Origin of the sequence: Streptomyces triculaminicus, from assembly GCF_017349075.1 — a bacterium.
Taxonomy (GTDB): domain Bacteria; phylum Actinomycetota; class Actinomycetes; order Streptomycetales; family Streptomycetaceae; genus Streptomyces; species Streptomyces triculaminicus.
Genome location: NZ_JAFMOF010000003.1, coordinates 828,250 through 848,646 on the forward strand (window position 1 = coordinate 828,250; position 20,397 = coordinate 848,646).

The 20,397-nt window shown below is 73.4% G+C and carries 14 protein-coding genes and 1 pseudogene; 12 read left to right on the top strand and 3 right to left on the bottom strand.

Annotated elements, in window-relative coordinates; genetic code table 11:
• Positions 1-75 precede the first annotated feature (75 nt).
• Both rnhB and J1792_RS22305 read left to right on the top strand, forming a co-directional pair.
• On the top strand, positions 76-777 hold the full coding sequence (gene rnhB, locus J1792_RS22300; protein ID WP_086575318.1) for a ribonuclease HII: 702 nt from the start codon (positions 76-78) through the stop codon (positions 775-777).
• A gap of 59 nt (positions 778-836) precedes the next feature.
• Positions 837-1,408 (top strand): annotated as a pseudogene (locus tag J1792_RS22305) (hypothetical protein).
• Positions 1,409-1,463: 55 nt separating this feature from the next.
• Here J1792_RS22305 and J1792_RS22310 read toward each other — a convergent pair.
• Both J1792_RS22310 and J1792_RS22315 read right to left on the bottom strand, forming a co-directional pair.
• Positions 1,464-2,042 carry a hypothetical protein gene (locus tag J1792_RS22310; RefSeq protein WP_086572451.1) on the bottom strand — a complete coding sequence of 193 codons (579 nt, stop codon included), beginning with the start codon at positions 2,040-2,042 and terminating at the stop codon, positions 1,464-1,466.
• 223 nt (positions 2,043-2,265) lie between these two features.
• Positions 2,266-4,431 carry a RecQ family ATP-dependent DNA helicase gene (locus J1792_RS22315; protein WP_086572452.1) on the bottom strand — a complete coding sequence of 722 codons (2,166 nt, stop codon included), beginning with the start codon at positions 4,429-4,431 and terminating at the stop codon, positions 2,266-2,268.
• 159 nt (positions 4,432-4,590) lie between these two features.
• Between J1792_RS22315 and J1792_RS22320 the strand changes: the two genes are divergently transcribed.
• The 7 genes from J1792_RS22320 to J1792_RS22350 all read left to right on the top strand — a co-directional run bounded on the left by J1792_RS22320 (position 4,591) and on the right by J1792_RS22350 (position 15,148).
• Positions 4,591-6,084 carry a DUF4192 domain-containing protein gene (locus J1792_RS22320; RefSeq protein WP_207248037.1) on the top strand — a complete coding sequence of 498 codons (1,494 nt, stop codon included), beginning with the start codon at positions 4,591-4,593 and terminating at the stop codon, positions 6,082-6,084.
• A 324-nt stretch (positions 6,085-6,408) separates the two neighbouring features.
• Positions 6,409-8,229 carry a glycogen debranching N-terminal domain-containing protein gene (locus tag J1792_RS22325; protein WP_372446151.1) on the top strand — a complete coding sequence of 607 codons (1,821 nt, stop codon included), beginning with the start codon at positions 6,409-6,411 and terminating at the stop codon, positions 8,227-8,229.
• 89 nt (positions 8,230-8,318) lie between these two features.
• Complete coding sequence (locus J1792_RS22330) at positions 8,319-9,080, top strand: NUDIX hydrolase (RefSeq protein WP_086573643.1); 762 nt, start codon at positions 8,319-8,321, stop codon at positions 9,078-9,080.
• A 152-nt stretch (positions 9,081-9,232) separates the two neighbouring features.
• Positions 9,233-10,999 (top strand): ABC transporter ATP-binding protein, encoded by a 1,767-nt coding sequence (locus J1792_RS22335; protein WP_207248172.1) that lies wholly within the window; start codon positions 9,233-9,235, stop codon positions 10,997-10,999.
• Positions 11,000-11,174: 175 nt separating this feature from the next.
• Positions 11,175-12,113 carry a FadR/GntR family transcriptional regulator gene (locus J1792_RS22340; RefSeq protein WP_086567211.1) on the top strand — a complete coding sequence of 313 codons (939 nt, stop codon included), beginning with the start codon at positions 11,175-11,177 and terminating at the stop codon, positions 12,111-12,113.
• Positions 12,114-12,496: 383 nt separating this feature from the next.
• Positions 12,497-14,056 (top strand): RNA polymerase sigma factor, encoded by a 1,560-nt coding sequence (locus J1792_RS22345; protein WP_179198785.1) that lies wholly within the window; start codon positions 12,497-12,499, stop codon positions 14,054-14,056.
• A gap of 153 nt (positions 14,057-14,209) precedes the next feature.
• The gene (locus J1792_RS22350) at positions 14,210-15,148 is read left to right on the top strand and encodes a serine protease (RefSeq protein ID WP_207248038.1); all 939 of its coding nucleotides are present in this window, start codon (positions 14,210-14,212) and stop codon (positions 15,146-15,148) included.
• Positions 15,149-15,299: 151 nt separating this feature from the next.
• On the opposite strand, the gene J1792_RS22355 is transcribed toward J1792_RS22350, so the two are convergent.
• The gene (locus tag J1792_RS22355) at positions 15,300-15,530 is read right to left on the bottom strand and encodes a DUF7455 domain-containing protein (protein ID WP_086567216.1); all 231 of its coding nucleotides are present in this window, start codon (positions 15,528-15,530) and stop codon (positions 15,300-15,302) included.
• Positions 15,531-15,963: 433 nt separating this feature from the next.
• Between J1792_RS22355 and J1792_RS22360 the strand changes: the two genes are divergently transcribed.
• The 3 genes from J1792_RS22360 (at position 15,964) to J1792_RS22370 (ending at position 20,392) form a co-directional block, all read left to right on the top strand.
• Positions 15,964-18,084, top strand: a complete 2,121-nt coding sequence (locus tag J1792_RS22360) for a DNA gyrase/topoisomerase IV subunit B (RefSeq protein WP_086567217.1) — start codon at positions 15,964-15,966, stop codon at positions 18,082-18,084.
• A gap of 206 nt (positions 18,085-18,290) precedes the next feature.
• Positions 18,291-18,800 carry a DUF485 domain-containing protein gene (locus J1792_RS22365; protein ID WP_207248039.1) on the top strand — a complete coding sequence of 170 codons (510 nt, stop codon included), beginning with the start codon at positions 18,291-18,293 and terminating at the stop codon, positions 18,798-18,800.
• On the top strand, positions 18,797-20,392 hold the full coding sequence (locus tag J1792_RS22370; RefSeq protein ID WP_207248040.1) for a monocarboxylic acid transporter: 1,596 nt from the start codon (positions 18,797-18,799) through the stop codon (positions 20,390-20,392). Before J1792_RS22365 ends, J1792_RS22370 begins: the two co-directional genes overlap by 4 nt.
• The last annotated feature ends 5 nt before the right edge of the window (positions 20,393-20,397 follow it).

The window sequence follows — 20,397 nt, forward strand, 5'->3', positions numbered from 1 at the left end:
GAGGGCGGTCGGGGAACGAGGAGTGGGGCGGGGGGCGGGACAGCCCGGCGCCAGGGGCGTAACCTTACTGGCGCCATGCCCTACCAACCGCCTACCCACAGCGTCGAGCGCTCTCTCCGAGCGACGACCGGAGCAAAGATCGTCGCCGGTGTGGACGAGGTCGGCCGAGGGGCCTGGGCCGGTCCGGTCACCGTGTGCGCCGCCGTCACCGGCCTCCGCCGCCCGCCGGAGGGTCTCACCGACTCCAAGCTGCTGACCCTCAAGCGACGCACCGCTCTCGCCGCGACCCTGGAGAGCTGGGTCACCGCCTACGCCCTCGGCGAAGCCTCCCCGGGGGAGATCGACGAGCTGGGCATGACGGCGGCGCTGCGGCTGGCCGCGACCCGTGCGCTGGAGGCCCTGCCCGTGCGGCCCGACGCGGTGATCCTCGACGGCAAGCACGACTACCTCGGTGATCCCTGGAGGGTCCGTACGGTCATCAAGGGCGACCAGTCCTGTGTGGCCGTCGCGGCGGCCTCCGTGATCGCCAAGGTCCGGCGCGACGCGATGATGGCGGAACTGGGTGCGGTCCACGCGGACTTCGCATTCGGGGACAACGCCGGATACCCGTCCCCGGTGCACCGCGCCGCTCTGGAGGAACTGGGCCCGACCCCGTACCACCGGTTGTCCTGGGCCTATTTGGACGCGCTGCCGAAGTGGCAGCATCTCAAGAGGGTGCGCATCACCCCCGACAGCATGGCTTTGGAGGCCGGTGGCCAGCTCGGCTTCGACTTCTGAGTGGCCCAAAACGCCACCCGCCGACGCGACTCGCACCGGCGTTTGATAAATATCGACTCATGCCTCTCATCCCCGAGGAGCCTCAGATTCACGAGAGTGTCCCGGGTCCCCGCGCAGTTCCGGCCCCCGGCCGTACCGCGCCGACCCCCGCCCTGTTCCTGGTCCCCGCCCGGCCCCCGGCCCGGTCCCGCCCCGCGTGGCCCGGTGCCGGCCCCGCCCCGGCCCGCCCCGCGCGGCGGAGCCCACCCCGCAGATCCAGCTGATACCCGCGTCCGTCGACGGTGCCCTGGACGCTGCGGACGAGGCCGTCGACCTGCTGCTCGACACCGGCCGGGCGCCCAGCGAGGTGCTGGTGCTCACGACCGGCGACGCCCACCCGTGGGCGGCGCACGAGCTGTCCTTCGGTGAAGCGTCCTACTGGGCGCAGCACGACGCCGGCGACGACGTCTTCTACGCGGCCGCCGACGCGGAGCGGGCCCGCCCGCGCCCGGTCGTGGTCGTGGCCGTCAACGGCGGCACGGACGCCGCGGTGGCCGGCGCGCTGCCCGCGGCGATGTCCCGCGCCGGCGCGCTGCTGATCGTCTGCGGTGACCCCGAGCGGGTCAACACCCTCCTGGCCGCAAGCGTCTGACGGGTGGTTCCGGTGGCCGGCCGTCCCGTACGGGGCTGCCCGGCCGCCGTGTCCCTCACCGTGCGGCCGCGCGGCGGTACGCCTCGCTCACCCCGCCGCCGGAACCGGTGCGCGGGGAGGGGAGGACGGGCGAGCGCGGCTGACGCCCACTGCGACCCTCGCCGAGGATCCGCCAGCCGGCGGTGGTGAGGGTGATGTACGCGCCGCAGCGCAGCCCGTGCAGGGTGCAGGCGTCGCGCAGTCCCCACATCCATGCGCCGTCCTCCTCGGTCCAATGGGCCTCGCCCTCGCGGCAGTAGAGCAGGACGGCCGTGCGGACCGGGGACCGTCTGCGCAGGTCGTGCGGGATGACCCGGCGGAGCTGGGAGAGGAGCGCGTTGCGCAGCTCCCAGCCGTCGGCGGGTCCGGTCCGGCGGACGAAGGAGGCACTCGCCGCGAGTCGTTCGTCCGGATGGAGGACCGCGACGACCGCCGTGGACGGCGCCGGCAGGTGACGGTCGCACAGGCCGGCGACCACTTCGCGCGGATTGCACAGCAGCGGAATGCCGGACGCGGCCCATTCGGCGGGTTCGAGCAGCCTGCCCAGACGGGAAGCGGAATCGGCGGACAGCGGTGGGGCGAAGCCGAGGGCCATGATTCTCCCTTCGTCTGCACGCCCACGGCGCGGGGCTGGAGGTCATGCGGGGCGTGTGCCGCGATGGCGGTCCCGGCGGGCCGGCGACGGGCGTGAGCGGGGAGCCGCTTCGATTCTCCCGGCACCACCGGCCCTGCGGCAACGATCGATTGGCGCCACTGACCGGTATCCGACGGTCACTCCTCCGCATTCCGCCCCGGCCTCGGGCACACCCCGCCCCATCTCACCCCTGTACGGCCAGGACCAGCGGAAACACCTCCGGCGCACCACAGCGTCGCAGCATGCGGGCGGCCACCGCGAGCGTCCAGCCGGTGTCGGCCAGGTCGTCCACCAGCAGCACCGGCCCGTTGGCCGAGGCCAGCGCTTGAGCGAGGGCGGGAGGAACGGTCAGGGCTCCGTCCAACGCCCTCAGACGCTGGGCGCTGTTGCTGCGCGGCGCGCGGGTGTCGGCATCCCGGTCCCCGTACTCGACGGTGCCCAGGAGCGGCATACGGCCGACCGAGGCGATGCGTTCGCCGAGGGAGCGGATCAGCCGTGGCCGGGTGCGGGAGGCGATGGTGACGACGCCCACCGGGCGGGCCGGCGCGTCGGGCGCTCCCGACGCCCAACCACCGGGCCCGCGCGCCCAGTCGGCGAGCACGGTCACCACGGCGTCCGCGACGTCATCCGGAACATCTGCATCCGGTGCCTGCGGTGCCAGCAGGGGCCGCAGGCGGTTGCCCCAGCCGATGTCCGAAAGCCGCCCGAGCGCCCGGCCGGGAGCGGCCTGTTCGCCGGCGGGAATGCGGCCCTTGAGATCCACGCCCACCGCGGGCATGCCGGTCGGCCACATCCGCCGCGGCTCCACCTCCACGCCCGGACGGCCCAGCTCTCCCCGGGAGGCGTCCAGCGACCCGGAGGACACCTCGGCGGTGAACCGGGGCGCCGCGCAGTTGTCGCACCGCCCGCAGGGAACCGCCTGCTCGTCGTCAAGCTGCCGCCGCAGGAACTCCATACGGCATCGCGTGGTCGTGGCGTACTCGCGCATCGCCTGCTGCTCGGCCTCGCGCTGCCGGGCGACCCAGGCGTACCGCTCGGCGTCGTAGACCCACGGCGCGCCCGTCGCCGTCCAGCCGCCGCGCACCCGGTGCACCGCGCCGTCGACGTCGAGGACCTTGAGCATGGTCTCCAGGCGCGAGCGGCGCAGCTCCACCTGCGGCTCCAGGGCGGGCAGGGACAGGGGCCGGTCCGCGGCGGCCAGCACGTCCAGCGTGCGGCGGACCTGCTCCTCCGGCGGGAAGGCCAGCGAGGCGAAGTACTTCCAGATCGCCTCGTCCTCGCGGCCCGGCAGCAGCAGCACCTCGGCGTGCCGCACGCCACGGCCCGCCCGGCCCACCTGCTGGTAGTAGGCGATGGGGGAGGAGGGCGAGCCGAGGTGGACCACGAAACCGAGGTCCGGCTTGTCGAACCCCATGCCCAGCGCGGACGTCGCCACGAGCGCCTTGACCCGGTTGGCGAGGAGGTCCTCCTCGGCCTGCTGACGGTCGGCGTTCTCCGTCTTGCCGGTGTACGGGGCCACGACGTGCCCGCGCCGGCGCAGGAACGCCGTGACCTCCTCGGCCGCGGCGACGGTCAGGGTGTAGATGATGCCGGAGCCCGGCAGGTCGTCCAGATGGTCGGCGAGCCAGGCCAGCCGGTGGGCGGCGTCGGGCAGGCTCAGCACGCTCAGGCTGAGGCTCTCCCGGTCCAGCGGCCCACGCAGGACCAGCGCCTGCTCCGCGCCCTCGCCCGTCCCCAGCTGCTCGGCGACGTCGGCCGTGACACGCGCGTTGGCCGTGGCGGTCGTGGCGAGCACGGGCACGCCCGGCGGCAGGTCGGCCAGCATCGTGCGCAGCCGGCGGTAGTCGGGCCGGAAGTCATGGCCCCAGTCGGAGATGCAGTGCGCCTCGTCGACGACCAGGAGACCGGTGGCGGCGGCCAGCTTGGGCAGGACCTGGTCGCGGAAGTCGGGATTGTTGAGCCGCTCGGGGCTCACCAGCAGCACGTCGACCTCGCCCGCGGCGACCTCGGCCTGGACCGTGTCCCACTCCTCGGTGTTGGAGGAGTTGATCGTGCGCGCGTGGATGCCCGCGCGCGCGGCCGCCTCCACCTGGTTGCGCATGAGCGCGAGGAGCGGGGAGACGATCACCGTGGGACCGCTGCCGCGCTCGCGCAGCAGCGCGGTGGCGACGAAGTACACCGCCGACTTGCCCCAGCCGGTGCGCTGGACGACCAGCGCCCGGCGCCGGTCGGCGACGAGGGCCTCGATCGCGCGCCACTGGTCCTCGCGCAGCTTCGCCGTGCCCGTGGTGTCCCCGACGAGACGGGCGAGGACGTGGTCCGCCGAGGTGCGGAGGGCTTCGTTGGTCATGCCCCCATGCAACACGAGGGCACTGACAAAGCGCGAATGGGCGGCCGCGACCTGTGGAAAACCCGGGAGGCGGCATTGTCCACAGGGGCGATCGGATCATCATTCCGGAGTTATCCACAGGCCTGGCGGGCCCGGGCGGATCCACGGGACTCTCGGGCCATGACACAGCGTGATGAATCAGCCCGCCCGTCCGTCTCGCCCGCCGCCCCGTCCCCTGCCTGGGACGCCAGGTCCGAAACGCAGATCACCCTCCGCAGCCCGGGTGAACTGGCCGACGCCCTGCCCTACCTGATGGGGTTTCATCCGACCGACAGCGTGGTCCTGCTGGCGCTGCACGGCGAACGCGGCCGCTTCGGCGGCCGCCTCAGGCTCGGCATTCCGCGCAACAGCGAGGAGTGGCCCGAGGTCAGCGACCAGCTCGCCGAGACCCTCGTCGCCGGGTGCGTCAAGCGGGGCGCCCGCCCCGACGGCATCGTCCTGTTCCTGTGCCAGGACCCCAGGACGGGGGAAAGCGGGCGCGAGGTGATGGAGCGCCTTCGTCCGCTCGCCCAGAGCCTGCGCCTGGCCTGCGGAGGGCTCGACGTGCCGGTGTACGAAGCGCTGTGCCTGTCCGACGGCCGGTTCTGGTCCTACTGCTGCCCCGACGAGCGCTGCTGCCCGGCCGAGGGCACCCTCCTGGCCCTTCCCGGCACCTCGGTGATGGCGGCGGCCGCCGCCTACGCGGGGATCCAGGTGCGCGGGACGCTGCGTGAGATGGAGGCCCGGTACGCCCCGCTCGAGGGCGAACGCGGCCGGGAGCAGGAGTCCGCCCTCGACGCCGCGGCCGCCGACCTCATTCCCCGCATTCTGGGCGGCACGGACGGCGAGATGCTGCGCCGCGAGACGCTGGACCTCGCGGACCTGGTCGTGGAGCGGTTCCGCGTGGCGCCGCCGCTCGCCGCGCCGCCGGAGGCCGATGCCCGGGACGACGCGCTCCTCGCCTGCGACGAGGCGGCCGCGATCATCCTCGGCCTGCAGGACCGCGTCACCCGTGACCGGGCGGCGGAATGGATGGAGGGGCCGCGGGCCGCGGCGGTGCTGCGCCTCTGGCGGGCCCTCGCCCGGCGCTGCGTGCCGCCGTACACCGAGCACGCGGCCGCGCCGCTCACCCTCGCCGGCTGGGTGGCGTGGTCCATGGGAGACCACCCTGATGCGCGGGTCGCCCTGAGCCAGGCACTGACCGCCGACCCCGAGTACCTCTTCGCACAGCTCCTGCACCGCGCCTGCAACGACGGCATGGACCCGGAGCCCCTGCGCCGCTGCCTGCGCGGCGAGCGCCGCGGACGCGCCGAGCCCCCGGCCGCCGTCACCGGGACGGACACCAGGACGGACGCCGGGGTGATCACCCGCGGGACGAAGGGAGCCGACGAGCCGGGTGAGGTCCGGGACGCCATCCGGGACGGCGACCCGGAGGGCGTGCCGGGCGGCATCCCGCAGGAGGTGGGCCCGGCCGGCCCGGACTCCGTCGTTCCCGCCGCAGGGGCCGCCTCCCCCGGGCCGGGCGGCCCCGCCCGGCCCGGGGGCCCGAGCGCGCCGGCCGGAGTGAAGGGGCCCGCCGGGAAGGCGCGTACGCGCCGCCGCGCCGGGCAGCGGGGCGTGCGGGGACGGCAATGAGCCGACTCCGGGCCGGTCGCCGTGACCTCGCCCGGGCCGCCGACGTTCACCTGAGTGGCCCTCACTCGTTGTCGGTCGTCCAGGTCCGCGACGCGCAAGGGAGCAGACAGATGCGAGGCATCGCCCCCACGGTCCTCCGCTCAGCCGCCCCGTCCCACCGCAGCGCACCGCCCCCGGCCGGCCCCAGGGACCGCGGCCCGTGCACGAGGCGCTGATCTGCGTCGCACTGCCCGCTCTCGCGATCTCCGGTGCCCAGGGGCAGCTCACCGGGGAGGGCTGGACGGCTTCTACCGGGGCGGACGCAGGCTCCTCGCCCGGTGCCGGGTGCGGGTGGGCGGGGTCGAGCCGGTGCCCGTGCAGGGCCGGATGCTCGCGGCGGACCGGGCCCGCTTCGTCGGCACGGTACGGACCGCCGCCGATGCCGGACCCGATCCGGCCGTCACCGTCGAACGACTGCGCGAGGCCGCGGGCGTCGAGCGCATCACCCTGCGCAGCGCGGCGGTCCGGGAGCTCCGGCTCGTGCTGGAGGTGTCCCTGGGCACCGACCTCGCCGAGCTGGGCGCCGTCGCCGCCGGGCAGGCCGGGCCGGAGATCCCGGCCGCCGTGCACGGCTCCGGACTGCGCTGGTCGGCGCCCGGACTGCGGGCGGTGGTCAGCGCGGAGCCCGCGCCCGGGGACGTCCTGGCCTCGGCCGGCCTGCTCTGCTGGGAGATGGACCTGCCGCCCGGCGGCTCCCGGAGCATCGAGCTGCGGGTCCGGGCCGAGCGGCCCGGCAGGCCGCGCGGGCCCGAGCCCGCCCAGGGCGGTGGCGTCGCGCCGCCCTGGGGGGACGCCGAGGCCGACGGGGACGATCCCCGGACCGCCGCGCTGCTGGCGGCGAGCCTCGAGGACCTGCGGGCGCTGCTGGTGCGCGACCCCGCCCACCCGGGCGAGGTCCACCTAGCCGGGGGCATCCCCTGGCGCTGCGGGCACCTCGCGCCCGCCGAGGCGCTGTGGGCGGCCCGTATGACGCTCCCCCTGGGCGTGCGGCTGGCCGCCGGGACGCTGCGCGCGCTGGCCCGCACGCAGATGCCCGGGCCCGGCCCCGACCGTGGGCTGATTCCCGGCGCGCTGCGTCACTCGGGAGCCCATCTGCCGCCTGGTTGCACGGGGGTGGAGGCGACGCTGCTCTTCCCCGTGGTGCTGGCCGAGGCCCGGCGGTGGGGGCTGCCGGAGCAGGAGACCCGCTCGCTGCTTCCCGCGGCCGAGCGATGCCTGGACTGGCTGAGTACGGCCGTCGGGGACGGGGAGTACCTGCCGGACCCGGCCCCGGCGGGCCCGTACCGCTGTGAGGTCCAGGCCCACGCCCACCGGGCCGCCCTGCTCGGAGCGGACCTCCTCGAGGCGTACGGGCGGCCCGGCGCGGAGGGACTCCGGGAGTGGGCGAGCACCTTGCGACGCCGTTTCCGGGAGGACTTCTGGGTCGACGACATGGCCGGCGGCCGCCCCTTGGCCGCCCTCGCCCCCGACGGCCGACGGATACCGCACCTGGGATCCGCCGCCGCGCACCTGCTGGACACCGGCCTGCTCGGGGCGGGGGGCCACGCCCCGGGGCTGCTCGACGCGGTCCGCACCGAGCAGCTCGCCCGGCTGTTCGGTGGTCCCGCCCTCGACTCCGGCTGGGGCCTGCGCAGTCTGGGGGCGAAGGAGCCGGGCCACAATCCGTTCGGGCATCGCAGCGGGGCCGTCCGGGTTCACGAGACGGCCGTCGCGGTGGCTGGTCTCTTCGCCGCCGGCTACGAGAACGAGGCCCAGGGCCTGTTGCGGGGAGTGCTCGACGCCGCCGAGACCTTCGGCCATCGGCTGCCGGAGATGTACGCGGGGGAGCAGCGCACCGCCGGCAGCGCTCCGTTGCCGCACCCGGCGGCCTGCCGGCCGGCGGCCGTCGCGGCGGCGGGCGCGGTGCAGCTGCTGACCTCCCTGGCCGGCATACGCCCGGACGTGCCCGCCGGCAGCGTGGCCGTACGGCCGCCGCGCAGTGCCCCGCTCGGCGAGTTGCGGCTGACGGGTCTGCGCGTCGCCGACCAGCCGTTCGCCGTACGCGTCAGCAGGCTGGGGCTGGGCATGGTCGAGGAGGCCGCCGACGGCCTGCAGTTGGGGGTGTGAGCGTCGTGCGGGCCCGGCCGCCCGGCGAGGGGCTGACGGGTGTCGGACAAGCACCTGTTTATCGTCAGGCAGACGACTATGATCGCGTCATGCCCTACGACCCGTCGGCCTTCCCGCCCTTCGCTGTCACCGTCGACCTGGTCGTGCTCACCGTGCGGCGCCACGCGTTGTGCGCGCTGGTCGTTCGCCGTGGTGAGCCGCCGTACCAGGGCCGTTGGGCCCTGCCCGGCGGATTCGTGCGGGGCGACGAGGACCTGGCGACCGCGGCGGCGCGTGAGCTCGCCGAGGAGACGGGCCTGCAGGCGCACGACCCGGCCGGCCCGGTGGTGGCGGGCGGCGCGCACCTCGAACAGCTCGCCACCTATGGCGACCCCAAGCGCGATCCCCGGATGCGGGTGGTCAGCGTCGCCCACCTGGCGCTGGCGCCGGACCTGCCCGCCCCGCGCCCCGGTGGCGACGCGCGCAGCGTGCGCTGGGCGCCCGTGGAGGACCTGCTGGACCAGGAGGCGGGGTACGGCCGCGACGGAGAGCCGGAGGATCCGCTGGCCTTCGACCACGCCCGCATCCTCGCGGACGGGGTGGAGCGGGCCCGCTCCAAGATCGAGTACTCCTCGCTCGCCACCGCCTTCTGCCCGCCGGAGTTCACCGTCGGGGAGCTGCGCCGGGTCTACGAGGCGGTGTGGGGCGTGGCTCTGGACCCGCGGAACTTCCATCGCAAGGTCACCGGCACCCCGGGCTTCCTGGTTCCCACCGGCGGCACCACGACACGCCAGGGCGGCCGCCCCGCGCAGCTCTTCCGGGCCGGCGGCGCCACGCTCCTCAACCCGCCCATGCTGCGGCCCGAGGCATAGCGGACCGAGGCCTGGCGGCCCGGCGGGACCGCGGGGGCTCGTTCACGCGTCGGGCGGGACACGCGTGAGGGAAGAGGCCTACGTTGCGTAGCAAATAGGACATATCGGGTTACGGTGCTGCGGTACGGTCCCGCCGTCCCGTGAGTGAAGCCATGATCCAGGCCATCGGACTCACCAGCGTCCCCCGCCGCAACCAGCCCCCCGCCGTCGACGACCTCACCTTCGAGGCGCGCCCGGGGCGCGTCACCGCCCTGCTCGGCGCGCCCGGAGCGGGCAAGACCGCCGCCCTGCGCCTGATGCTGCGGCTCGACCCGGGCCGCGGCGTCACGCTCTACCGCGGCCGCGCCCTCGACCGGATTCCCCACCCCACCCGCGAGATCGGCGTCCTCCTCGGCGACGTCCCGGGTCACCCCGCCCGTACCGCCCGCGGCCATCTCCGCATGCTCAGCGCCGCCTCCGGCGTCCCCGCCGAGCGCGCCGACGAGGTGCTCGACGTCGTGGGCCTCAGCGGCCTCGCCGACCAGCGCCTCGGCGACTTCTCGCTCGGCATGGACCGCCGCCTCGGCATCGCGGCGGCCCTCCTCGGCGACCCGCACACGCTCGTGCTCGACGAGCCCGCCCGCGACCTCTCGCCCCGCGAGACGGCCTGGCTGCACGGGCTGCTGCGCGGCTACGCGGCCCAGGGCGGCGCCGTCCTCGTCAGCTCCGGCGACCCCATCGAAGCGGCCCGCCTGGCCGACCAGGTCGTCACCATCGACCAGGGCCGCCTGATCGCCGACCAGGAGGCCGCGGTGTTCGCCGGTTCCCGGCTGCGGCCGCGCGTCGCCGTCCAGTCGCCCCTGGCCAACCGCCTCGCCCACGTGCTCGCCTCCGAGGCCGACACGGCGCAGGAGAAGGTGGGCGCGCCCCCCGTGGAGGTGGTGCACGAGGGCGGCAGCCGGATCTGCGTCTACGGCAGCAGCTGCGCCGCCGTGGGGGAGACCGCCTACCGCCACGGCATCCTGGTCCACCGCCTGGTGGAGGAGGTCGCCGACACCGGGCCCGTGACCCCGCTCGAGCGCGCCGACGGCCGGGGCGAGGCTCCCGACTCCGAGGCCGCCTCCGAGGTCGCGGCGGGAGCCCTCGCCCGCCCGCAGCCGCCCCTCCCCGCCCCCGGCCCCGCCTGGCCCCTGCGCTACGAACTGCGCCGCGCCACGGGCGTCCGCACCGGCTGGACGGTGGCCGTGCTGGCCCTCACCGCCTCCCTGCTCGTCTCCGTGCTCCTCGCCCGCACCGGCGCCGCCGTCGATCTGCGCCTGCTCACCGGCTGGCCCTCGTGGCTGCCCCTGCCGCCGGCCGCCTTCGGCGCGGGGCTGCTCGGGGCGCTCGCCTTCGGCCAGGAGTTCCGCTATCCCGCGCTGGCCCCCGACCAGGGCTCCGTGCCCCGCAGGCTGGGCCTCCTCGGGGCCAAGCTCGCGGTCACGGCCGCCGTCGCCCTTCTCCTCGCCCTCATGGCCGTCGCCCTCGACGCGGCCGTGCTCCGGCTGCTCTTCGGCGGATCCGTCGTCCTTCGGCCCGCGGGCTGGGGCACGATGCTCGCCGGGTGGGTCGGGCTCACCCTGGGCTGCGCCTGGGCCGGCCTGCTCGCCGCGGGCCTGTTCCGGTCCACCGCCCTGGGGGTGGTGGCGGTGCTGGCGGTGCCGACGGTGGTGGTGCCCGTGCTGGGCGGCGTGCTCTCCCAGCCGGCCGCCCGGTCGCTGATCGGGCTTCCGGAGCGACTGCGGTCGGCCGCCGTGGTGCAGTGGCCGGCCGGACTGGACCAGGGCGTCTCGGCGGCGCTGCGGCTGATGTCCCAGCCGATCGGCTGGGCGCTCGCCCTGTGCCTGACGGGTCTGCTCGGGGCCTATGTCCTGACGGTCTTCCGTGGCCGCCCGAGGTGATGGCTGTGCTATTGCGCCATGCCGGACGCGAGGGAACGCAGAGTGACAATCAGCCTGGAGGGGGAGCGGGAGAAACCCCGATACCGTCACGCTCCGCAGTTGCCAGGCCCCGCAGGGTGCCCTTTTCTGTCCGTTTGGGCGTCAATTGTGAGGTAATGGGCGATCACCCTTTCGTGTGCTTTTCACCAAAGACCTCAAGGGGCCTGGAGGTGTCGCCGACAAAGGAAGCGTGAGTACCCTTGCGCACACCATGATGACCGCGGCTCGTCCCGCCGACTCCGGCCTCGCCGGCCCGGGCGAGCTAGACCGCTACTCCTACGCGGAGGCCTCCGGGGCCGACCGCGGTGCCGTGCCCGCCTGGGACGGCGACACGGAGCTGAGCCGGGCCGGCCGCCGCGCCGCCGGCAGCCGGGGCCGAGGGCTGCACGGCCAGCTCGTGCAGCAGCTGGGCCAGATGATCGTCTCCGGCGACCTGGGGGCCGACCGCCCGCTGGTCCCCGAGGAGATCGGACAGCGCTTCGAGGTCTCCCGCACCGTCGTCCGTGAATCCCTGCGCGTCCTCGAGGCCAAGGGCCTGGTCAGCGCCCGCCCCAACGTCGGCACCCGGGTCCGGCCGGTCAGCGACTGGAACCTCCTCGACCCGGACATCATCGAATGGCGGGCCTTCGGGCCGCAGCGCGAAGACCAGCGTCGTGAGCTGTCCGAGCTGCGCTGGACGATCGAACCGCTGGCCGCCCGGCTCGCCGCCGGTCACGGCCGCGAGGACGTCCAGCAGCGGCTCGCCGACATGGCCGAGATCATGGGCCACGCCCTCGCCCAGGGTGACTCGCTCACCTTCGCGCGCGCCGACGCCGAGTTCCACTCCCTGTTGCTGCAGGTCGCGGGCAACCGCATGCTGGAGCACCTGTCCGGCATCGTCTCCGCCGCCCTGCACGTCTCCGGGGCCTCGGCCGGCGGCTGCGACCGCCCCACCGAGGCGGGCGTCGGTCAGCATCTGCGGATCGTCGACGCCGTCGGGGCCGGTGACGGCACCGGGGCGGAGGCGGCCATGCGGCAGCTGCTCGTGTCCCATCCCGAGGTCGAGCGAGTGGTGCCCGCCCCGCGCGAGCACTGAGCGCGGGGTCGCAGGACACCGGGGCGGTTCGTGCGGGACCGCTCGTCCGGCGCGCGCGTGCGGCCGTACGCGCGAGCCGGACGGGCCGTTCCGCACGGCCGTGCGTGACGGCCGTATCGGCGATCTGTCCATATCTGTGGCCTTCGCTCCGTTATGTGGTGTGACTCGGGCCACGGGGATTGGGCGTAACGCTCCTTGAGGCAGCGCGATGACTAAAGAGGTGGTAGCCGCGGAGGGAATACAGGTCTCGCTCGAGACGCTGTGTTGCTCTGCACTATCGCCCGCGCCGTCGGTTCATCCATTGCCGGCGGTCGTCGGATCCGGTCGCCCGTTCACAGGGGTCCGGGTCCGGAAGCCGTTTCCATCGTTCCGAGAGGTTGTTCGTGTCGGCCAGCACATCCCGTACGCTCCCGCCGGAGATCGCCGAATCCGAGTCTCTGATGGCGCTCATCGAGCAGGGAAAGGCCGAGGGGCAGATCGCCGGCGACGACGTGCGTCGGGCCTTCGAGGCTGACCAGATTCCGCCAACCCAGTGGAAGAACGTTCTGCGCAGCCTCAACCAGGTCCTCGACGAGGAGGGTGTGACGCTGATGGTCAGTGCCGCAGAAGCGCCCAAGCGCACCCGCAAGAGCGTCGCAGCGAAGAGCCCGGCGAAGCGCACCGCCACCAAGGCCGTCTCCTCCAAGACGGTCACGTCGCGGCAGTCGTCTTCCTCGGCGTCCACCGCGTCCTCGGCATCCGCCTCGGGTGCGTACGACGAGGCCGACGAGGCCGTGGCGCCCGCCAAGAAGACCGCGGCCAAGAAGGCCGTGGCGAAGAAGGCGGTGGCCAAGAAGACCACCGCGAAGAAGACGGCGGCCAAGAAGACCGCCGCCAAGAAGGACTCCGACGAGCTTCTCGACGACGAGCTCCTCGACGAGACCCCCACCCCGGGCAAGGGTGAGGACGAGGACGAGAGCGGCGAGACCAAGGGCTTCGTCCTGTCCGACGAGGACGAGGACGACGCTCCCGCGCAGCAGGTCGCGGTCGCCGGTGCCACCGCCGACCCGGTCAAGGACTACCTGAAGCAGATCGGCAAGGTCCCCCTGCTCAACGCCGAGCAGGAGGTCGAGCTCGCCAAGCGCATCGAGGCCGGTCTGTTCGCCGAGGACAAGCTGGCGAACTCCGACAAGCTGGCCCCGAAGCTCAAGCGCGAGCTGGAGATCATCGCCGAGGACGGCCGGCGCGCCAAGAACCACCTGCTGGAGGCCAACCTCCGTCTGGTGGTCTCCCTGGCCAAGCGCTACACCGGTCGCGGCATGCTCTTCCTGGACCTCATCCAGGAGGGCAACCTCGGTCTGATCCGCGCCGTGGAGAAGTTCGACTACACCAAGGGCTACAAGTTCTCCACGTACGCCACCTGGTGGATCCGCCAGGCGATCACGCGCGCGATGGCCGACCAGGCCCGCACCATCCGTATCCCGGTGCACATGGTCGAGGTCATCAACAAGCTCGCGCGTGTCCAGCGCCAGATGCTCCAGGACCTGGGCCGCGAGCCCACCCCGGAGGAGCTGGCCAAGGAGCTCGACATGACCCCGGAGAAGGTCATCGAGGTCCAGAAGTACGGCCGCGAGCCGATCTCCCTGCACACCCCGCTGGGCGAGGACGGCGACAGCGAGTTCGGTGACCTCATCGAGGACTCCGAGGCCGTCGTTCCGGCCGACGCGGTCAGCTTCACGCTGCTGCAGGAGCAGCTGCACTCCGTCCTGGACACGCTCAGCGAGCGTGAGGCCGGCGTGGTCTCCATGCGTTTCGGTCTCACCGACGGTCAGCCGAAGACCCTCGACGAGATCGGCAAGGTCTACGGCGTGACGCGTGAGCGCATCCGTCAGATCGAGTCCAAGACGATGTCCAAGCTGCGTCACCCGTCGCGCTCGCAGGTCCTGCGCGACTACCTGGACTGATCCCGGCACGGCCCGGACTCGTCCGGCCGACCGGTTCACCGGGCCCGGTTCCTCCTTTCGGAGGGGCCGGGCCCGGCGGCTTTCCGGATGCGCTCACGGACACGAGGTGTGACGCTGGGTAGGCTCAGCACTCCACTGCGTGGGGAGATCCGTATGCGCGCCCTGAGGTACCTGCTCGTCGGAGCGGTCGTGCTGCTGCTCGCGGCACCCGCCTCGATGGGAGCGAGGGACCACAAGGTCGTGGGGGGCGTGGCCGTGAAGGTGTCCGACGTGCCCTGGATGGTGGCCCTGGGGAGCCGGGAGCGCTTCGGGGACGTACGGTCCGGCCAGTTCTGCGGCGCGGTCGTGGTGGGGCCCAGGACGATCGTGACGGCGGCCCACTGTCTGAGCCGGGACGTCCTGGGCGTGGACCCGGCCGAGGCCAAGGACTTGCGGGTGATCGCCGGGCGCGCCGACATGCGCGGCTCCGGGGGCGTGGAGGTGCCGCTGCGGTCCTCGTGGGTGAACCCCGAGTTCAACATGGAGACCAACGCCGGCGATGTGGCCGTCCTCACTCTGGCGGAGCAACTGCCGGGCAGTCGTCCGCTGGGCCTGGCGCGGCAGGGCGACCCGGCCTACGAACCGGGCACCGCGGCGGGGGTCTACGGCTGGGGCGACACGACCGGCAGCGGCTCCTACTCGCAGACGCTGCGGGCCGCGCGCGTGCTCGTGCTGGAGGACGCGCTGTGCCGCAAGGCCTACCCGGGAGGCCCGGAGGGCACGTACAGCCCGGAGACGATGCTCTGCGCGGGGCTGCGGGGCGGCGGGCGCGACGGGTGCCAGGGGGACAGCGGAGGCCCTCTCGTGGCCCGGGGACGGCTGGTGGGCCTGGTGTCCTGGGGGAGCGGTTGCGCTCAGCCGGGCCATCCAGGGGTCTATACGCGCATCTCCGCCGTCGCGGCCCTGGTCCGGGCCCACAGTGCCGAACCCCTGCCCGAGAACGTCCCTCCGGCGAAACTGCCGCCTCCGGCGGCCCCGGCCGCCTCACCGCCCGCGCCGCAGACCGTTCCCGCGCCGTCACCGGTGCCGCGCCCGGGCCGGGTGGCGCGGTGAGAGCGGCGACCGCTCCCGGGGCGCCGGTGGCCGGAGGCGGGTACGAGAGCGGGCGGCCTCCCCCTCGGGGGGAGCCGCCCGCGGCTGTCCCGCTTTGGGTGGCGGGACCTCGCTCGTCGTGGATGCGATGGGTCGGCGTACGACCGGGGACTCAGTGGTCCTCGTCGGACGCGGACGCCGGGACGGCCGTGAGCCGCTCCGTCTCGTCCTGTATTTCCGCGGCGATCTTCTTGAGTTCTGGCTCGAACTTGCGGCCGTGGTGGGCGCAGAAGAGCAGTTCACCGCCGCTCATGAGAACGACGCGCAGGTAAGCCTGAGCGCCGCACCGGTCGCAGCGGTCTGCGGCCGTCAGCGGGCTCGCGGGGGTCAGAACAGTAGTCACGTCGCCTCTTCTCTAGCTCGACGAGCTGTCGTACCAGGGTCAACATCCAACCAGGCCGAAAACGTTCCCGCTCGTGGCTTTTCCTCGAAACTTCCTTCCGAGTCGGGCCGGATCTTGACGTTTGGCGGCGAATGAGCCGTATTGCGTGGGCTTACGGTTTCACGTCGCTGGGGGCTGTCGTCCTCCCGGCCGGCTTGCCGGGTTGTTCTTGAGGACGTGCCCGGAGCCTAAATGGTTCATGCCTCGAAGGGAACGTGATGTGCATGTCACTCCATCGAGGTATCGAACATCTGATCGATGCTCGATTAGCATGGTTGTTCTCAAGGGTCGCGGCACAAAGGCTCTACCAGGCCTCGGTACCCTCTGAACGGCGAACGAGCCACCCATGTGCCCGCACTCGGGCCAGACAGAAATTCAGCGAGGAGCGAACCGCGTGACCGCCGATACGTCCGTGCCGTCCACCGCATTGCTGACCGGGGCAGACCGGGACGGATCCAACTACACCGCGCGGCACCTGCTCGTCCTCGAGGGACTCGAAGCCGTCCGCAAGCGACCGGGCATGTACATCGGCTCGACCGACAGCCGCGGCCTGATGCACTGCCTCTGGGAGATCATCGACAACTCCGTCGACGAGGCCCTCGGCGGCTACTGCGACCACATCGAGGTGATCCTCCACGACGACGGGTCGGTGGAGGTGCGGGACAACGGCCGCGGCATCCCCGTGGACGTGGAGCCCAAGACCGGGCTGTCGGGCGTCGAGGTCGTGATGACCAAGCTGCACGCCGGCGGCAAGTTCGGCGGCGGCTCGTACGCGGCCTCCGGCGGTCTGCACGGCGTCGGCGCCTCCGTCGTCAACGCCCTCTCCGCGCGCCTGGACGTCGAGGTCGACCGCAACAGCCGGACCCACGCGATCAGCTTCCGCCGGGGCGTCCCCGGCATCTTCACCGAGTCCGGCCCCGACGCCCCCTTCGACCCCGCGAACGGGCTGCTCAAGGGCAAGAAGGTGCCGAAGACCCGCACCGGCACCCGGGTGCGCTACTGGGCCGACCGCCAGATCTTCCTCAAGGACGCCAAGCTCTCGCTGGAGACCCTCTACGGACGGGCCCGGCAGACCGCCTTCCTGGTGCCGGGGCTGACGATCGTCGTCCGCGACGAGCGGGGCATCGACGGCACCGAGGCCACCGAGGAGACCTTCCGCTACGACGGGGGCATCAGCGAGTTCTGCGAGTACCTCGCCCAGGACAAGGCCGTCTGCGACGTGCTGCGACTGTCCGGGCAGGGAACCTTCAAGGAGACCGTCCCGGTCCTCGACGACCGCGGCCACATGACGCCCACCGAGGTCACCCGTGAGCTCGGCGTGGACATCGCGCTGCGCTGGGGCACCGGCTACGACGCCTCGGTGAAGTCCTTCGTCAATATCATCGCCACCCCCAAGGGCGGCACCCACGTGGCCGGATTCGAGCGGTCGATCACCAAGACCGTCAACGAGGCGCTGCGCTCGTCCAAGCTGCTGCGGGTCGCCGAGGACGACGTCGTCAAGGACGACGCCATGGAGGGGCTCACCGCGGTCGTGACCGTACGGCTCGCCGAGCCGCAGTTCGAGGGCCAGACCAAGGAGGTCCTGGGCACCTCGGCGGCCTCCCGGATCGTGGCCAATGTGGTGGCCAAGGAGCTCAAGGCGTTCCTGACGTCCACCAAGCGGGACGCGAAGCAGCAGGCCAGGGCCGTGCTGGAGAAGGTCGTCGCGGCCGCGCGGACGCGCATCGCCGCCCGTCAGCACAAGGAGGCCCAGCGCCGGAAGACCGCGCTCGAGTCCTCCTCGCTGCCGGCCAAGCTCGCCGACTGCCGCAGCGACGACGTCGAGCGCAGCGAGCTGTTCATCGTCGAGGGCGACTCGGCGCTGGGCACCGCGAAGCTGGCGCGGAACTCCGAATTCCAGGCGCTGCTGCCCATCCGCGGCAAGATCCTCAATGTCCAGAAGTCGTCGGTCTCGGACATGCTCAAGAACGCCGAGTGCGGCGCGATCATCCAGGTGATAGGAGCCGGGTCCGGCCGGACCTTCGACATCGACGCCGCGCGCTACGGCAAGGTGATCTTCCTCGCCGACGCCGACGTGGACGGCGCCCACATCCGCTGTCTGCTGCTCACGCTCTTCCAGCGCTACATGCGGCCGATGGTGGAGGAGGGCCGGGTCTTCTCGGCGGTGCCCCCGCTGCACCGGGTGGAGCTCATCCGCCCCAAGAAGGGGCAGGACAAGTACATCTACACCTACTCCGACAGCGAGCTGCGCCAGACGCTGCTGGAGCTGGGGCGCAAGAACATCCCGTACAAGGACGGCATCCAGCGCTACAAGGGTCTCGGCGAGATGGACGCCGACCAGCTCGCGGAGACCACGATGGACCCCCGCCACCGCACCCTGCGCCGGATCAACATCAGCGACCTGGAGGCCGCCGAGCGCGCCTTCGACCTGCTGATGGGCAACGAGGTCGCCCCGCGCAAGGAGTTCATCACCAACTCGGCCGCCACCCTGGACCGCTCCCGCATCGACGCCTGACGGCGCTCCGGCCCGGGCCGCGCGACGCCCCCGCCCGGGGCGGCGCGCGGCGGCCCGGGGCCCTCGGCCGCTCCCGGGAGCGGATCCGGCCGGATTCGGCCATCACCTGATGGAGTGAACGTCCCCCTGGGAACGGGGCCGGATCTCTCCGGTCTGTCCATCCTTGGGCACGCGGCCAACCGGGTCGGCGACCGAGGAGAGCTGAAGTGGACGAGAGCGACGGGCGCGCTGCCGTAACGGTTCGTCAAAAGGGCGGCCGCCGGGCCGGGACGCCGGGGGAGACCGTTCGGCGGGCGACGGCCTCGCCGCAGGCCGCGCCCGTGCGCGACGCCGCGGGCATCTACCACGAGGTCCACCGCAGCCCCGCCTTCCGCGAAGTGCGGCGCCGCTACCGCCGGTTCGCCTTCCCCGCGACCGCCGCCTTCCTCGGCTGGTACCTGGCCTATGTGCTGGCGGCGACCCTGGCGCCGGGCCTGATGGCCCGTCCCGTGGCCGGCGCGGTCAACGTGGCGATGGTGGCCGGGCTCGCCCAGTTCGCCTCCACCTTCCTGCTGACCTGGGCGTACGCCCGCCATGCGCGGCTGCGCCGGGATCCGGCCGCCCTGGAACTGCGCTGGGCGGTCACGCTGGGGACGCTTCCCGCCGCCCGGCCGGAGCCGCTCGCGCTCCCGGCGGCGCCCCGGGCGGCCGCGCCGGGGCGGGACGGCCTGCGATGACCGGCACCCACCAGAGCGCGGCGCTCGTGCTCTTCGGCGTCTTCGTGGTCGTCACCCTGGCCATCGCCACCTGGGCCGGGCGCGAACGCCGGGGCTCGGCCGAGGAGTTCTACGCGGGCGGCCGGCTGTTCTCCCCCCTGGAGAACGGTTTCGCCATCGCCGGTGACTACATGTCGGCCGCCTCCTTCCTCGGGATCTCCGGCCTCATCGCTCTCTACGGCTACGACGGCATGCTCTACTCCGTCGGCTTCCTCGTGGCCTGGCTGGTCGTGCTCTTCCTCGTCGCCGAACTCGTCCGCAACTGCGGCCGGTTCACCCTCGCCGACGTCCTCGTCGCCCGGCTGCGCGAGCGGCCGGTCCGCATCGCCTCGGGCATCTCCTCCGTCACCGTCTCCGTGCTCTACCTCGTCGCCCAGATGGTCGGCGCGGGCAGCCTGGTGGCCCTCCTGCTGGGCGGCACCGGAGACCGGGCGCGCGGCTGGACCGTCGTCGGCGTCGGGGCGCTGATGGTCCTCTACGTCACGCTCGGCGGGATGCGGGCCACCACCTGGATCCAGATCGTCAAGGCCGTGCTGCTCATGGGCGGCACGATCACCCTGACCGTGCTCGTGCTGGTCCGCTTCCACGGCGACCTCTCGGCCCTGCTGACCACCGCCGCCGACCGCAGCGGCCACGGCCGCGACTTCCTGGCACCCGGCCTGAAGTACGGCCGCGACCTCACCTCCCGGCTGGACTTCGTCAGCCTCGGCCTCGCCCTCGTCCTGGGCACCGCGGGGCTGCCGCACATCCTCGCGCGCTTCTACACCGTGCCGACCGCCCGCGCCGCCCGGCGCTCGGCGGTCTGGGCCATCGGCCTCATCGGCGGCTTCTACCTGATGACCATCGTGCTCGGCTTCGGCGCGGCCGCCGTGCTGGGCGGCGACGCCGTGCGGGCCGCCGGCTCCGCCGGCAACACGGCCGTCCCGCTGCTCTCCCTCGACCTGGGCGGTGGCGCCGGGTCCACCGGAGGAACGATCCTCTTCGCCGTGGTCGCGGCCGTGGCCTTCGCCACCATCCTGGCCGTCGTCGCCGGAGTCACCCTCGCCTCCTCCGCCTCGGTGGCCCACGACCTCTACGCCTCGCTGAGCCGCCGCGGCGCGCGCGGGCCGCACGGCGAGGTGGCGATCGCCCGCCTCGCCGCGGCCGGCACCGGAGCGGTCGCCATCGGGCTCGGGCTCCTCGCGCAGCACCTCAACGTCGCCTTCCTGGTGGGACTCGCCTTCGCCGTCGCGGCCTCCGCGAACCTCCCCGTGCTGCTGTACACGCTCTTCTGGCGGCGGTTCACCACGCGCGGCGCGGTCTGGTCGGTCTACGGCGGGCTGGTCCCGGCCGTGCTCCTCGTCGTCCTCTCGCCGGTGGTCTCCGGAGCACCCGGCGCGATCTTCCCCGGCCTGGACTTCGCGCTCTTCCCCCTGGAGAACCCCGGCCTGGTCTCCGTGCCCGCCGGTTTCCTCGCCGGCTGGCTCGGCACACGGCTCTCGCCCCGCCCCGCCGACCCGGCGGCCCACGCGGAGACCGAGGTCCGGGCGCTGACCGGCGCCGGAGCCGCCTGACGCCC